Source organism: Bartonella sp. CM86QHHN, assembly GCF_042194695.1.
In the GTDB taxonomy this organism is placed as follows: Bacteria; Pseudomonadota; Alphaproteobacteria; order Rhizobiales; family Rhizobiaceae; genus Bartonella.
The window spans coordinates 1-12,485 of record NZ_JBHIND010000001.1; the positions used below are offsets into that span (position 1 = coordinate 1).

A 12,485-nucleotide genomic window follows, 5' to 3' on the forward strand; every position below is an offset into this window, starting at 1 on the left:
GAATTCCACCATGCTCGCCCCGTCCAGGCGGGTTGAAAGCGTGCCGAAATCCCTAGCCATTCAAGCCCCATCTCTATTGCCATAACAGACCCGCGCAGGCGTTGCCATGCAAGCCCTTGATCAATCAAATCATAGAGGTTTGGAACATAAGGTGTCAGTTCACCAAGCCCGTATTCTTCAATCAACCACGGCAAGAAACGGGGAGGGCGTGTGATCAGTTTTGCGCGTGAAATCCCCAAAACAGAACCATCAATATCTTGATGAAAATCGCAAGCATCGGCAAGGCGCTTTTCAAATTCTGTCGCGTTTGTGGGAAGGAGGGAACCAACCATTAGCGGGCACGTCCTTTGAAGTTTAAGGTGATTTTTCCAATCGATAAAATTTCTTCATCACAAACCATACTGTCTTGTGTTGGGGTAATGGCAATGACTTTTTGGACACCAGAAATCATTAGTTTTGAAATCCACCACGAGAGGCTTAATTCACGACCAATGGCTTGTTCTTGTCTCCATGCTGTTCTTAAATTTGTTTCCATTGTTGTAAGAATTTTCAAAGATGTTTCTGGTAACAGCCAAACATCGGCTTCTAAATCCACCACTTTTTTGACAGCAGCGTGAACAATGATTGTATCATTGGTCATGATAATATTTTTTCTGTGAAGAGCTTCTGAGACTGTTTGTATGAGATCTTCAGATGCCGTTCCTTCTTCATTGTTGCCAAAAAGAGCAACATAGATGGTTGGGTTTTTGCCTTTACGATAGATAATCGCATCTTTCACTCGACTATCGGCTGTTAAGGCGATAAGCTTGTAATAGGGTTCTGTTCCACTTCCGTTTCCTCCACGGGCATGAAGCTGTATGCGTTCACGATATCTCTCGTCACTTTCACCCTCCATGCGGGCAAGACCATGCCAGTTTCCCAAAGCATCAAGAGATTCACCGGTTGCAAAATCAAGAATGTTGTTGCGTGCCGCTTCGTTAATACGCTGTCTTAAAAGCAACTCTCGATAGCTAAAAGCCTCTATGACTTTTACTGCCGGATCACTTTCTAAAAATGTATAATGAGGCAAAAGCTCTTTTAAATGGGCAAGAGCCGCTGCCCGTATTTCTTCAAAAGAAAGTTCCGTGATGATTTCTGGTTTTGCAAGCACTCCATTCATTTTATCAATAATCCTTCCATGGTAATGGGCTTGCCTGATGGCAAATAAAGTCCTTCAAAAGACAGAGAAACTTGTCTGGCTCCAAGCATTTTAAAATCAATCTTTTTCAGCTTAAAACGCGGTTCCCACTTGTCCAAAGCCTCGGTAACGGCGGCATAAAGGGCAACGGCAAAAGCATTATTCACTGGTGCATCAATGAGTTCAGCAATGCGTGAACCATAATCACGTCGCATCACCCGTGTGCCAATGCGTGTTGATAAGATATCAATAATCGATTGCCGCAAATGCTCTATGCCAACCAATGGTTTGCCTGTTGTACGGTCCATTCCACTGTTCAATTGGGACCTCCTGTCATAGAGCCACCAGAAGTAACACCGCCATGAACATGTGTTGCTCCTACATTGGTGCCGTTATGCTTTAGTCCACTTGAATGAATGGAAACATTATTCCCAGAATAAAGAGAGAGACTATCATTCGAATTCAGTGAAATGCCACCACCTGCCTTCAAAGAGATGTTGCCTTTTGCGTTTAAATTTATATCGCTTTCTGAAACAATCTTTATGCCTTCTGGCGCTGTAAGCTCTAGCTTACCACCTTCACCTTTTAGTGACACACCATCAGCAATCGTGAGAAGAAACTTTCCGCCTGATTTGATGTGAATTCCATAAGTGTTTTGTTCATCATCATATTCAAGGCTGGTTCCATCAGGGTATATCGTTCGGTGAATGCTGCCCTTATCGGCTGCTTGATTAGCATCTGTATGAATGGAACCAACAATCATCCCTTGCGATAAATCCCCTGATGATGAAACAACAATCACTTGCTCTCCAACATCGCGTCCTTCATAAGAACGTGTTTTACCGGCGCGGGCTTGTGTGTCTGGAATCCAGTCACTGACAAGATTGCCACTTTTTATCCGATAGCGTGCGTTTTTATGGTCGACATGGCTAATCTTACCCACCACAACCATATTTGCCACACGTCTCTTTAGATCTGTGATTTCTTTATCGCGTCGCTCTAACATGAGTAACCTCGATTTTATGGTATTTATCTTTATTTCTCACGCCTGTTTCTGGTTCAAAGCTTAAGAAAGGTTCAACGATTCTTGCTGTTACACTGCCTTCTTCTTCATTCATGTTGGGGATATTTGTCACATAAATGACTTCAAAGGTTAAAATTGCACCGTGGAGTGCTAGAGCGCCATTATCACCAAAGGCAAAAGCAATATTTTGCAGGCGGCATGTCTCAACGGTGTTATTGAGATTGGGATTAGCGTAGAAAACCTCCTCAACTTCCCATGCTAATTGGTCAACAAAACGCGCTCCATCTTCACATGTCGCATAACATTCAACATCTAGCGTTAAAACACGCCGCCTTAAGCCAAAATCATGTCCATCTTCAATGGTTTCACTTTGTGTTGAGATATTAATAGCTGGCATTGCTTCAATAAATAAATTGAAGTCACGCATATTGAAAACATTGTCACCAGCTGCCGTCTTTGCTGCCTTTATCAAAGCAACAAATGTTTCTCTTATCGTCTCGCGGGGGTGCATGGGGGCTCCTGTTCAATTAAGTGCATAAAATGATTGACTAGGATTAATAATGATACTATTATCGGTTATGAGTAATAAAGTTGAAAAAATAATCAGCTTGATGAAAGCATCACCAAAGAACATTAAGTTTTCAGATTTGTTGGCTGTATGTGTCTATTTCTTTGGAGAACCACGGAACAATGGTACAAGCCACTTTGTTTTTAAAACACCGTGGCTTGGTGATCCTCGTGTGAATATTCAAAAAGATTCTGGTAACAAAGCAAAAGCTTATCAAGTCAAACAAGTCTTACAAGCGATAGAAAGGATGAAACATGAACAATAATCATTATACATATCGTGTTTTGTGGTCGCAAGAAGATGAGGAATATGTCGGATTGTGTGCAGAATTCCCATCCCTTTCATGGTTAGATGCTCAAGCAGAGAAAGCTTTAAAAGGTATTATGGACCTTGTTTCAGAAGTTGTTGAGGACATGCAACATAATGGAGAAGAAGTTCCTGTGCCTTTGTCACATGGTAAATACAGTGGTAAGTTTCAATTAAGAATACCACCAGAACTCCATAGAAAACTTGCAATACAAGCCGCTGAAAATGGTGTGAGTTTAAATAGATATATTTCTTCTAAACTTTGAATCTTTTAAAAGTCTATACGTACTAAAAGAAAACTAATTCTTATGAAAACCTCTAAATTAAAACAAATACCCGTTTTCAAGACGGATGAAGAAGCAGAAAACTTTGTTGATACTGCCGATCTTACAGATTATGACTTAACTGATTTTAAATCCGTTCATTTTGAGTTCTTATCTAAAGAAGTCTCTTGACTACCTCCCCACCTTTAACGATAGGGAGGGGAGTTTTGTTTTTAAGTTAAGCAACCTTTTTAATGGGGCTCTCTAGATTTGGTTCATAAGCGCGTAACAAAGAATCCATGCTATGCGGTAACTCTGAATCTCCAAAATCTGTAAGAATTGCTAAAATCTTTGTAATATTGGGTAGTTCATCCTGAAGTTTTGAAATCAAAGCTTTTTCTATTACACTCATAGTGTCAACCAGAGCAGTACAATCTTTATCGCTCATATTTTCATGTCTAGAAAATCGAGATAATGCCATCCATAAGTCACATAAGAAGTTGGTATCTATTTTCATTGTACACCTCCATGGATTTGTTCTCTCAAACATGCCAATCCTCTCGATGTGATTTTCGTTGAAGGAAGCACCTTCTCTGTACCATCTGGTTTTTGAATGGTGATAGCAGGGCAGTCCATGAATCCTTTCTTGATTTTATCCTGATAAGGTAACAGAGGCGCCCCTGGAGCCCGTCGATAGACCCAATCATGTTTACGCAAGTAATCCGTTAAATCCTTTGGTCGTACCTCCAACATCTTTGCTGCTTCAATAAGACCAAAAAGACCATCAGAGCGTTTTAAACCATCTAAAGCTTCTGCTTTTGGAGCCAATTCGGCAATAACATGATCTTTCTGCTCTATTTGGCTTTGTAAGTGATTCAAGACACCAAGTAATGCTTCGGGTTTGGAATAATCAACTTGTGATGCAGCTATCTGTGGTGTTGCTACTTGTTTTAACCGTTTTTCACACTCAATAAAGTATAAACGCGCTTCTCTACCTTTCTTATTGTTCTCAACCATAGAAAGTTCTTTGGCTACACTTAAAGTCAGATGATAATCTTTACGATTGTGACCACCCCTGCCTTTGCTTCCCAAAATAGGGAAGCAAACAAAGTCTTGATTTTCTACCAAATTATATTTGTTGATACGTTCAGTAATCCAGTCCGCAAATTTTTTACCTACTTTTAAAAAACTATGCAATTCACGTGCATTTACTGTTTGAACAATTTCCTGTCCAACAGTTTGTTCCGATATCGGAATAAGAGTGTTCATTATGAACTCCTGTGTAATTAGACGTTTTTGATTGACACTCAATAAAAGAGTGCCGGGTGCTCAAAAACACGGTACACAGTCCGTCGTTATGCTTTTCCCAAAAGGGTATTGTATAGCATAACCACACCCGACAATGTCATTATACGCATGTAGCATATAACAAGTCAAAGTCTTTAATGCGCGGAAAAGAGATTGGTTCGGCAATCCACCCGCTGTGTATTTAAGGTGTTTTTGAGGCACCTGATTCGATTATTCATATTGTCGCCACATTGTCAAGTGGGAACGTAATATTTTTATAACAATAATCAAAACAGCTTGCTAGACAAAGGTTCCTCATTGTTTTATCTCTCGCAAGATAAGCTTATACATACCGGATTCAGAGGCTTGGACATCTGTAACAGTGAAGTGTTCTTGAGAAGAGGGGGCTTTGTTGTTTTCAGGAGAGAGGACCACAATACTATCTTGAGGTTTTGGTGGTATTCCCCCGATATCATTGATACAAAGATCAAGTTCCTTTCTTGCAATTGTGGTAGAGATTCTGCCACCGGCTTCCGATTCCGAATGTTTAATGCCGTAAATCGCTGTGATACGAAAAGATTGCTGATTGTTCTTTCGCGTGTAGATGATGGGCTGCCCAAAGGTGTTGCGCACATCTTTAACCATTTGATTTAGCAGCCCGTGCCATCGCATGTTATTTCGCTCCTATAACTGCTTTGAACAGCATTTCAGGGCGGGTGCAAATATAAAGCGGATAGCTATAGACTTCCGGTTTTACCCATGCATTACGGTCGTGGTCGACGATAAGCATCGTGTAGAGAGGTCTTCCAACCGTGTTGGCAAAATCCAAGCTTTCACCAGGAGCAAAGGTTTTTTGGAAGACACCAGGTGCATCAACAGGAAAGAATTGACATTCATCCGGCTTAATGCCTATAGCGCGCTTTGTTCCAGCCTTCGCACTCACATTATAGTTGTGAATACTCCGGTAATTAATGAAAGTCACACCCGCAAAGTCAAAACTGCCAAAGCTCCCAGAGCCAATCGAACTTGGTGTTGCAACACCTCCGGCGCTATTGAGTGTCTGTGCTAAGGCTGTGTTTAAATAGGTCTCACGAATTGTTTTATGGTTTTTCAACTTGGAAAAGAATTCATTACCACAAAGCCCAATAATCCGCGAACGATCAGAAAATGCTCCTTTTGAAGCTTCAATCATCCTCATAATGACTTGATCAACATTGTCAGCAACATTGGTTGTTTCTGTATTTAGTTTAAAGTCAATGGGCTTTGGTGGTGCGATTTCCCATTCTTTGTACCAATCGACAATTACGGAACCATCAGCATCAAGGACAACACCTTGAACAGCGCCAAGCTGCATATTTTCCCATGTCAATTCTATTTCAGAAATCAGTTTCTTTTGTTTCTTGGCAATATATTTCATTGCTGTCTCTAACTGATCTTCTGCGCCAAATTCACGACGGTTTTGGATTTCTTCTGATTTCACCGTATCACTTTTGGCAATCCGTGTTGTTTTGAAAAACCGAAGATTACGAGCCTCTCTATCACCTTCTGTCAAAGGTGCGCCACGTTCACTGGTTTGAATAAGCGAAAATGTATTATCACGCCGTTCAATCCCAACCACTGTGGTACTGGTTTCAACTTCCTCAAAAAGATTAAGAGAACTTACAAGACCAGGTTGAAACTCATAGTTTTCGATGGCTTTCATCATTGTGATGCTTGAGAAAGCATCATGTTTAAAAAAATTCATATCCATGTGTGCATTCTCCTATCGCAATAAAATATTGTTATGGTCTTCGAGAGACTGAATGGCAGCACTTTTTTGTTCATCTGTAATGGCATCTGGCCATAGCAGTTCAGAAGCTTTTACAGTGCATAAGCGTGCTGTCATCACGGCACGTTGATCGGCTTGAGAGGCATCAACAGTGGCAAAAGAAATTCCAGCAGGGATTTGACTGCCATCTGCTGCTGCTGGATTAAGGGGGGTATATTTTTGTGATGCTGTAATTTTCCCCATGACAGTTCCCGCTTCAATGAATGCTCCTGATGCAAACAGCACTTCTTCATTTGACATATCGGGGTCGTAAGGTCCAAGATAAGCGCCATTGCGTACGTCGTCATAAATAATATTCGTCATTTCACTGCCCTCCAAGCTGCTTCCCATTTTGCGTGAATCTTTGCCTTGCTCGTCCCATCACTATGAGGGGTATAAGGCGAGACTTTTAAAGACGCGCTTTGAGAGCTAGCAGCCGTCAACACACACTGGCGTGCTTTCTCGAGACTCATACCGTTTTGAATAGCTTTTGCTGCGTCAAAAGAAACGCCTAAGTGCTTTGCTTGCCTTTCAAGGGTTGTTAGTGCTTTTGCGCGCTTTCTTTCTTTTTCAAGAGCAGCTTTTATGTTTTCCTGCTTGTCCTCATTGTCTTCATCCTCATCTTCGTTTTCTTCTTCATCGTCGAAGTCTTCGGCGTTTTTGTCGATGTCACTATCGTCTTCGTCCTCTTCCTCGTCATTGATGATGTCGACAATCTTTTCGTCATCCTCTTCTTCAGCGCGGTATTGTGTGCGTGCCATGTGTTTTGTCCTTCTTTTTCTGTTGATGTTGGGTTTTGTGATATGGAATCCGTTAAAGCTTCCAACGCTTGCGCAAGAGTGCCCTGCGCATCTGCTAATCCAAGCGTGATCGCTTGGGTGCCTATAAAAGTTTCTGCTTTTGTGTCACGAATTGCAGCAGCATTTAAGCGTCTGTTTTGCGCCACCAAATCGACAAACATCTCGTAGAGCAGGGCGCAATCGGCTTGCATTTTTATCTGTGCTGTATCGCTCAAGGGTTCATGAGGATTGCCATGAACTTTGTGATCACCTTCAAAGACAAAGGTCCATTTATGCCCGTGTTTTTCATCTGCACGGGATTGGTCAAGATGAGCGCAAACGACCCCAATCGAGCCCACAACCCCTGTGCGAGCTACCCATATTTGAGAAGCCGCACAAGCAATGGCATAAGCTGCAGAACAAGNGTTGCCATGGGTTTTGTGATCACCTTCAAAGACAAAGGTCCATTTATGCCCGTGTTTTTCATCCGCACGAGATTGGTCAAGATGGGCACAAACAACCCCAATCGAGCCCACAACCCCTGTGCGAGCTACCCATATTTGAGAAGCCGCACAAGCAATGGCATAAGCTGCAGAACAAGCAAACTCATTGGCATGTGCCCAAATGGGCTTGTCGTATTGTTTTGAGAGTGTTTGAAACTCTTCAACCAAATCAAACACACCACCGGCTTCTCCACCGCCGCTATCAATATCAAGTAAAACAGCGCGAACATCAGGTTGTGCAATGGCTTCACGAAAAGAAGCGCTTAAACCTTCATAAGAGGTTAGCCCCGATAAAGCCCCAAGCCATGCACCACGGCGCACAAGCGTGCCATGAACCGGTATTATGGCAACATTGTTTTGTACTACATAAGTTTCAGGGGGTCTTAAAGCTTCTGTATTCTCTTGCGAATAAGCTTCAATGGGAAACTTTTCTCCCTCAAAAAGGCGTGGTGCAAGAGCATTCAAAATGATATCAAGCTTTGTCGAGGCAAGCATATGAGGAACCCCAAAAAGCCGTGATGCCAAAAACGGCATATCAAGATTATTCACCATTTTTATGTGCCTCACTGCCTTGGTTACTTTCATAAGTTTCAGAAGGTTCTGAATCTGCGGTATCAATTACTTGATTGCTATCAGAGGTCGCTGCCATATCCGTGTCAAAAGATAAGCCGCGCGCACGAGCGTCTGTGTGCTCTTCTTGCAGTTCGGCATGAATGCTGTCGATATCAAAGCCACGCTCGGCAAGTGCCATGCGTCGTGTTTTCAAGCCTGCACGAATTTCTTCTTTTTCCGCTGAGATATCCTTGTTTGGATCAATCATTTCAAGCGGGGGCGCAAAGCTTTCACATTGAAGCCATGGCAAGGAATTTTCTTCCCACCCTGGCAAATTGACGCATCCAGAAAGCACTGCCATTTCAACAAAACGCTCCCAAACAATGCGGTTAAACTGAAAGGCAATGATATGTTCACGCCATTGTTTGACGTGCCGTCTAAACTGAATGATGGAGGTACGCACATTTGAAAAATTCCCCCGCGTAACGTCTCCAGTCACAACGGCATAAGGCATATTAAGTGCTGCACAAATTTTCAAGATATTGCGAAATTGAAAAGCCTCATAAGAGCCACCAACCTCAACAGGATTTGAGAATGTAACTTCTTTATTCTCTCCTAAATAAAGAGATGCACCGGGCGCAATGACAGGTGCTTTGTATTCTTCTTCAACGTTGTTTTTATCACGATTATCGGATAATTTTTCGACGTTTGGGGAACTGTCCTTGACAAACGCCGCGAAAAGAGCCGCCGTCCTTTTTCTATCGAGTTCTGCGTCGTCATAGGATTCGAGTTGAAAGATCTTTGTCATAGAGCGCGTTATTTTTGGAGAACCGCGCAATTGTCCGGCAATACGGCGCTCTTTGATATGAATGACCATTTCAGCAGGGACACGCACGCGCTCTTGGCTCTCAAATACCATATTTGCAGGGACATCATCATAGGGGTGATGTTCCCAGAAATGATAAGCAACGCGCTTGCCACTGGCATTAAATTCAATCCCCATACGAATGTAATTGCCTTCAATATCAGCCGGTCCATTGTAAGTAAGGTCTAACATTTCGGTGGGATAAACTTGTAATTGAAGCGGCACACCAGAGCGCCCGTAGAGGTCAACATAATGTAGTCTTACAAAACATTCACCAGTTAGAAAGACTTCTCGTGCAATGGTTGCTTGAAGTCCATAAAAATTGGCATCTTCATCATAGTCCGCCTCATCAACCCATTGCCACCATAAGTCTAAAAGCTTTTTCTTTTCTTCTTGAAAACCTTCAATGCGAGGATAAGGTTTAATCCCATCACTAACAGCCGCAGAGACCCATTCTTCAGTCGCAGAACCGTAAAGAGCTTCATTGTCATAAAGCCATCTTGAACGGGCAACAATGGTATCACCGCATTCTTCAATCGCTTTATTAATATGTTTTTTTGCGGGGTCAAAACCACCCATACGGCGGCTTTTACTTGCAGCTTCAAAAGGCGGATTGTGTTGACGAGAAATTGTAAAAAAGCCCGTGAGTTTATTGAAAAAACCAGCCATTAATAGCCTCGTGATATATTAAAATAGAAAACGCGTGAACGCTTGCGCCCTTCAAGGTTGGCTATTTGTATGTTCAGCATCTCAAGCGCTCTGCGAAGTTCCTCAACAGAACGATTGCTGACTTGCTTATCGCCGTGACGCACTGATTGCGCACCCGAATAAAGAGCCTCTTCAATTTGTTCACGCCGCCTTTTTAAACTTTCCAGTCTGTCAATTTTGCTGTTAATTGGTTCTAAAGTTTCACCCACAAATTACCTCCAATCCCCTCGCATATAAGGATTCATCACTGTTCTGGATTGTTTCCTTTGAGGTTTTGCTATCTGAGATCTTCTTGGAGAAGTGAATGAAGAAATCCCAGATGTTGGTTGCTCTACAGAACCTTCAATTTTAAGTTTTTCCAAACGCTCTTCTAAGATATCAACTTCTCGATTAAGGTTTATTCCCGCCGAAATCAGACCTTGTAAAGCCGCATAAGCATAGACCCTACAATCCAAGGCTTCGTTTCTTGCCTTTTCACTTTTTTGCCATTCAATACGCTTGAAGCCTTTGAAATATTTGATGACTTTTCTTTCAGCGGTTAGCTGGTCAAAATATTCCTGGTCAAGGCTTTTGTGAAAGTGTGTTGCACCAGCCCCTGATGCTTCAGGTCCCGATTTTTTAAACCGTGCCGTGATAATATCTTTTGCCGCGTCAACACCAACAATATAGAGATTAATCTGTCCTTTATTGTTTTTGCTTGGTCGGCGTGGCCATACCGCACGCCATCCCGCTTGCCCCTTAATGCCCCAGATACGCCGCCCTTCACGCGGGCGTACATAATTATAAACTGCCTGTGTGTGTCCACCACCGGTATCAATGCAAGCCGCTGTTATCCTAATCCCCTCTTTATAGCCTGGATGCGGCCAACGTTTTGCAAGATATTCATCCAATTGGTCCCACACTTCAAAAGAAGAGGGATCACCAAGGATCACTTGATAATCAATATGCCAACTTTCTTCACTACGCCCCCATCCCACCACTTCAAGTTCCAAGCGGTCATTTTGCACATCAATACCAGCTGTCAACACGACGGATTGTTCTGGTGCAAGGGGATAATCTTCGCGTTTTGCATAGAGGCTATCAGGATCAACAACTTCGCCTGTTCTGTCCTCCCATGGCTCTCCAAGCACTGTATTAATAAAAACTTGCAAAAGAGCAGGGTCTTCTTTGGCTCTTAAAAATTCGCGCGCACAATCGCCCCAAGTCAGCCATGGCGAATAAAGCGCTGAAATATGGTAAGAACGCAGACGAGGCTTACTTGACTCCTGTGTTGCGATCCAACAAGCACCGTTTTCTTCTGCCATTAAGGTGGACTTACGATGTTCGGCATGTTCATGACCACAATGCGCACAAACAAAAACAGCTTTTTCGGGGGCGCCTTTTGGCCACTTAATTTGTGACCAAACAATGGGTTGTAGAACACCACATGCATCACAAGGGACATTGTAATATCTCTGATCACCTAGCACAAAATCCTTGGCTACACGGCTTGTGTCACGGTGTGTCGGCGTGGACAATTTAAAAATTTTACGTTGAATAAAAGCAGAGGTTCGTTTTTCCGCAATTGTTACAGGATCGCCTTCATTATCGACATTCAATGGGTAAGCATCGACTTCATCCAAAACCAAATAGCGAATAGGAGAAGAACGCAATCCAGCAGCACTATTTGCTCCTGTAATCATCAATGTCCCCCCATAAAATTCCTTTGAAAACATTGTATTTCCACTGTCTCTTGCACGAGCAGGAGCAATGCGTTCACTTAAAGCAGGGCTAGCTGAAATCATCGGATCAAGACGAGACTTTGACAGTTTCTTAGCGGTCTCAACTGTCGGCATTACATAAAGGGCAGGTCCTGGACTATGATGAATGGCATAACCACAAAAGTTCAACGCTGCTTCCGACATTCCAATCTGAGCCCCCTTCATCACAACCGTTGTTTCAGTCGGATCATAAACAGAAAGATTATCCATGATCTCTCGTAAATAGGGGGTACGTATAGTCCTCCATAATCCAGGCTCAGCACTCGTAACTGTGCTCAAATAACGATTTTTATCAGCCCACTGGGAAACAGTATAAGGCGGGTCAGGACGGCGTCCTTCATTCGCATAGCAAAAAAAGAGCCCAGCACCAGAGGACGAGGGCGAAGCATCACTTATCATGTTCTGGATTCTCTTCTAAAATGTTGGGATCGTGAAAAGAAACAGGGACGACATTTTCTACTAAAGCTTTGCGCATATGATGATCGATAGCTCCAATAAGGCTCGCAGCATCACATCCCACTTGCGCCGCAATTTCAGTACCAAAGCGATAGGCAAAATTGAGCATTGTATCTCGATGCGCTCTTCCAAAGTTCCATGCTTCTTTTCTCACTTCTTCACGATCAACAGTGGTTTCGCGTAACTTTTCCAGAGCAATCTTTTCTTTTGCTAGCGCAACTTGCATTCGCTCCAGTTTTATCTTGTATTCATTGGCTCCATCTGTGGAGGCTTGTTTGATCTTTGTCTGCGGTTGACCATCCGGTGCTAAAAATGGAGCAGGGCGCTTTGTTGGATTCTCATTCCAGATAGCTGTTGCAAGCGCTTCATTGACAGAACCATCTTCAAAAAGAGCCGCATCAAATTTACCTGTCTTTATCCGAGAAACCAC

The 12,485-nt window shown here is 42.8% G+C and carries 19 protein-coding genes; 3 read left to right on the top strand and 16 right to left on the bottom strand.

Features of this window, described 5'->3' with window-relative positions:
• From ACFIKX_RS00005 to ACFIKX_RS00025, 5 genes are all read right to left on the bottom strand, one after another.
• The coding region (locus tag ACFIKX_RS00005; protein ID WP_375628345.1) for a phage tail protein at positions 1–332 on the bottom strand (332 nt) is incomplete at its 3' end.
• Positions 332–1,159, bottom strand: coding sequence for a baseplate J/gp47 family protein (locus tag ACFIKX_RS00010; protein ID WP_375628347.1), 828 nt, complete (start codon positions 1,157–1,159; stop codon positions 332–334). The genes ACFIKX_RS00005 and ACFIKX_RS00010, both read right to left, overlap by 1 nt.
• A complete protein-coding gene (locus ACFIKX_RS00015; protein WP_375628349.1) occupies positions 1,156–1,497 on the bottom strand; it encodes a GPW/gp25 family protein in 342 nt (113 codons plus the stop codon). The genes ACFIKX_RS00010 and ACFIKX_RS00015 overlap by 4 nt, the downstream gene beginning before the upstream one ends.
• Positions 1,494–2,183: a phage baseplate assembly protein V gene (locus ACFIKX_RS00020; protein WP_375628350.1), complete on the bottom strand. Its 690-nt coding sequence runs from the start codon at positions 2,181–2,183 to the stop codon at positions 1,494–1,496. The genes ACFIKX_RS00015 and ACFIKX_RS00020 overlap by 4 nt, the downstream gene beginning before the upstream one ends.
• Complete coding sequence (locus tag ACFIKX_RS00025) at positions 2,164–2,712, bottom strand: hypothetical protein (RefSeq protein ID WP_375628352.1); 549 nt, start codon at positions 2,710–2,712, stop codon at positions 2,164–2,166. Before ACFIKX_RS00025 ends, ACFIKX_RS00020 begins: the two co-directional genes overlap by 20 nt.
• A 49-nt stretch (positions 2,713–2,761) precedes the next feature.
• On the opposite strand from ACFIKX_RS00025, the gene ACFIKX_RS00030 reads away from it, so the two are divergent.
• Genes ACFIKX_RS00030 through ACFIKX_RS00040 form a run of 3 tightly spaced genes read left to right on the top strand, consistent with a single transcriptional unit; the run spans position 2,762 to position 3,530 of the window.
• Positions 2,762–3,034 carry a toxin HicA gene (locus ACFIKX_RS00030; RefSeq protein ID WP_375628353.1) on the top strand — a complete coding sequence of 91 codons (273 nt, stop codon included), beginning with the start codon at positions 2,762–2,764 and terminating at the stop codon, positions 3,032–3,034.
• Positions 3,024–3,341 (top strand): type II toxin-antitoxin system HicB family antitoxin, encoded by a 318-nt coding sequence (locus ACFIKX_RS00035; RefSeq protein WP_004856761.1) that lies wholly within the window; start codon positions 3,024–3,026, stop codon positions 3,339–3,341. Before ACFIKX_RS00030 ends, ACFIKX_RS00035 begins: the two co-directional genes overlap by 11 nt.
• A 42-nt stretch (positions 3,342–3,383) precedes the next feature.
• Positions 3,384–3,530, top strand: coding sequence for a CopG family antitoxin (locus ACFIKX_RS00040; protein WP_375628355.1), 147 nt, complete (start codon positions 3,384–3,386; stop codon positions 3,528–3,530).
• Positions 3,531–3,576: 46 nt separating this feature from the next.
• Here ACFIKX_RS00040 and ACFIKX_RS00045 read toward each other — a convergent pair whose 3' ends face one another.
• The 11 genes from ACFIKX_RS00045 to ACFIKX_RS00095 all read right to left on the bottom strand — a co-directional run.
• Positions 3,577–3,855: a hypothetical protein gene (locus ACFIKX_RS00045; protein ID WP_375628357.1), complete on the bottom strand. Its 279-nt coding sequence runs from the start codon at positions 3,853–3,855 to the stop codon at positions 3,577–3,579.
• On the bottom strand, positions 3,852–4,607 hold the full coding sequence (locus ACFIKX_RS00050; protein ID WP_375628358.1) for an antA/AntB antirepressor family protein: 756 nt from the start codon (positions 4,605–4,607) through the stop codon (positions 3,852–3,854). The genes ACFIKX_RS00045 and ACFIKX_RS00050 overlap by 4 nt, the downstream gene beginning before the upstream one ends.
• Positions 4,608–4,940: 333 nt before the next feature.
• Positions 4,941–5,297: a hypothetical protein gene (locus tag ACFIKX_RS00055; protein ID WP_375628359.1), complete on the bottom strand. Its 357-nt coding sequence runs from the start codon at positions 5,295–5,297 to the stop codon at positions 4,941–4,943.
• Position 5,298: 1 nt separating this feature from the next.
• Entirely contained in the window at positions 5,299–6,375 is a 1,077-nt protein-coding gene (locus ACFIKX_RS00060; protein WP_375661182.1) for a major capsid protein, read from the bottom strand.
• A gap of 12 nt (positions 6,376–6,387) precedes the next feature.
• A complete protein-coding gene (locus tag ACFIKX_RS00065; RefSeq protein ID WP_375635083.1) occupies positions 6,388–6,756 on the bottom strand; it encodes a head decoration protein in 369 nt (122 codons plus the stop codon).
• The gene (locus tag ACFIKX_RS00070; RefSeq protein WP_375629110.1) at positions 6,753–6,905 is read right to left on the bottom strand and encodes a hypothetical protein; all 153 of its coding nucleotides are present in this window, start codon (positions 6,903–6,905) and stop codon (positions 6,753–6,755) included. The genes ACFIKX_RS00065 and ACFIKX_RS00070 overlap by 4 nt, the downstream gene beginning before the upstream one ends.
• Positions 6,906–7,015: 110 nt before the next feature.
• On the bottom strand, positions 7,016–8,266 hold the full coding sequence (locus ACFIKX_RS00075; protein ID WP_375661183.1) for a S49 family peptidase: 1,251 nt from the start codon (positions 8,264–8,266) through the stop codon (positions 7,016–7,018).
• Positions 8,256–9,800, bottom strand: a complete 1,545-nt coding sequence (locus ACFIKX_RS00080; protein WP_375629064.1) for a phage portal protein — start codon at positions 9,798–9,800, stop codon at positions 8,256–8,258. The genes ACFIKX_RS00075 and ACFIKX_RS00080 overlap by 11 nt, the downstream gene beginning before the upstream one ends.
• On the bottom strand, positions 9,800–10,048 hold the full coding sequence (locus tag ACFIKX_RS00085) for a phage head-tail joining protein (RefSeq protein ID WP_375612364.1): 249 nt from the start codon (positions 10,046–10,048) through the stop codon (positions 9,800–9,802). Before ACFIKX_RS00085 ends, ACFIKX_RS00080 begins: the two co-directional genes overlap by 1 nt.
• 3 nt (positions 10,049–10,051) lie before the next feature.
• On the bottom strand, positions 10,052–11,998 hold the full coding sequence (locus ACFIKX_RS00090) for a phage terminase large subunit family protein (RefSeq protein ID WP_375661184.1): 1,947 nt from the start codon (positions 11,996–11,998) through the stop codon (positions 10,052–10,054).
• Positions 11,988–12,485: hypothetical protein (locus tag ACFIKX_RS00095; protein ID WP_375628337.1), on the bottom strand; the 498-nt coding region annotated here is incomplete at its 5' end. The genes ACFIKX_RS00090 and ACFIKX_RS00095, both read right to left, overlap by 11 nt.

Bases quoted from the DNA above. Each gene is read 5' to 3' on its own strand.
- ACFIKX_RS00070 (WP_375629110.1), bottom strand. From the start codon at position 6,905: ATGAGTCTCGAGAAAGCACGCCAGTGTGTGTTGACGGCTGCTAGCTCT.
- ACFIKX_RS00020 (WP_375628350.1), bottom strand. From the start codon at position 2,183: ATGTTAGAGCGACGCGATAAAGAAATCACAGATCTAAAGAGACGTGTG.
- ACFIKX_RS00060 (WP_375661182.1), bottom strand. From the start codon at position 6,375: ATGGATATGAATTTTTTTAAACATGATGCTTTCTCAAGCATCACAATG.
- ACFIKX_RS00040 (WP_375628355.1), top strand. From the start codon at position 3,384: ATGAAAACCTCTAAATTAAAACAAATACCCGTTTTCAAGACGGATGAA.
- ACFIKX_RS00025 (WP_375628352.1), bottom strand. From the start codon at position 2,712: ATGCACCCCCGCGAGACGATAAGAGAAACATTTGTTGCTTTGATAAAG.
- ACFIKX_RS00010 (WP_375628347.1), bottom strand. From the start codon at position 1,159: ATGAATGGAGTGCTTGCAAAACCAGAAATCATCACGGAACTTTCTTTT.
- ACFIKX_RS00055 (WP_375628359.1), bottom strand. From the start codon at position 5,297: ATGCGATGGCACGGGCTGCTAAATCAAATGGTTAAAGATGTGCGCAAC.
- ACFIKX_RS00050 (WP_375628358.1), bottom strand. From the start codon at position 4,607: ATGAACACTCTTATTCCGATATCGGAACAAACTGTTGGACAGGAAATT.
- ACFIKX_RS00045 (WP_375628357.1), bottom strand. From the start codon at position 3,855: ATGAAAATAGATACCAACTTCTTATGTGACTTATGGATGGCATTATCT.
- ACFIKX_RS00035 (WP_004856761.1), top strand. From the start codon at position 3,024: ATGAACAATAATCATTATACATATCGTGTTTTGTGGTCGCAAGAAGAT.
- ACFIKX_RS00090 (WP_375661184.1), bottom strand. From the start codon at position 11,998: ATGATAAGTGATGCTTCGCCCTCGTCCTCTGGTGCTGGGCTCTTTTTT.
- ACFIKX_RS00065 (WP_375635083.1), bottom strand. From the start codon at position 6,756: ATGACGAATATTATTTATGACGACGTACGCAATGGCGCTTATCTTGGA.
- ACFIKX_RS00080 (WP_375629064.1), bottom strand. From the start codon at position 9,800: ATGGCTGGTTTTTTCAATAAACTCACGGGCTTTTTTACAATTTCTCGT.
- ACFIKX_RS00030 (WP_375628353.1), top strand. From the start codon at position 2,762: ATGATACTATTATCGGTTATGAGTAATAAAGTTGAAAAAATAATCAGC.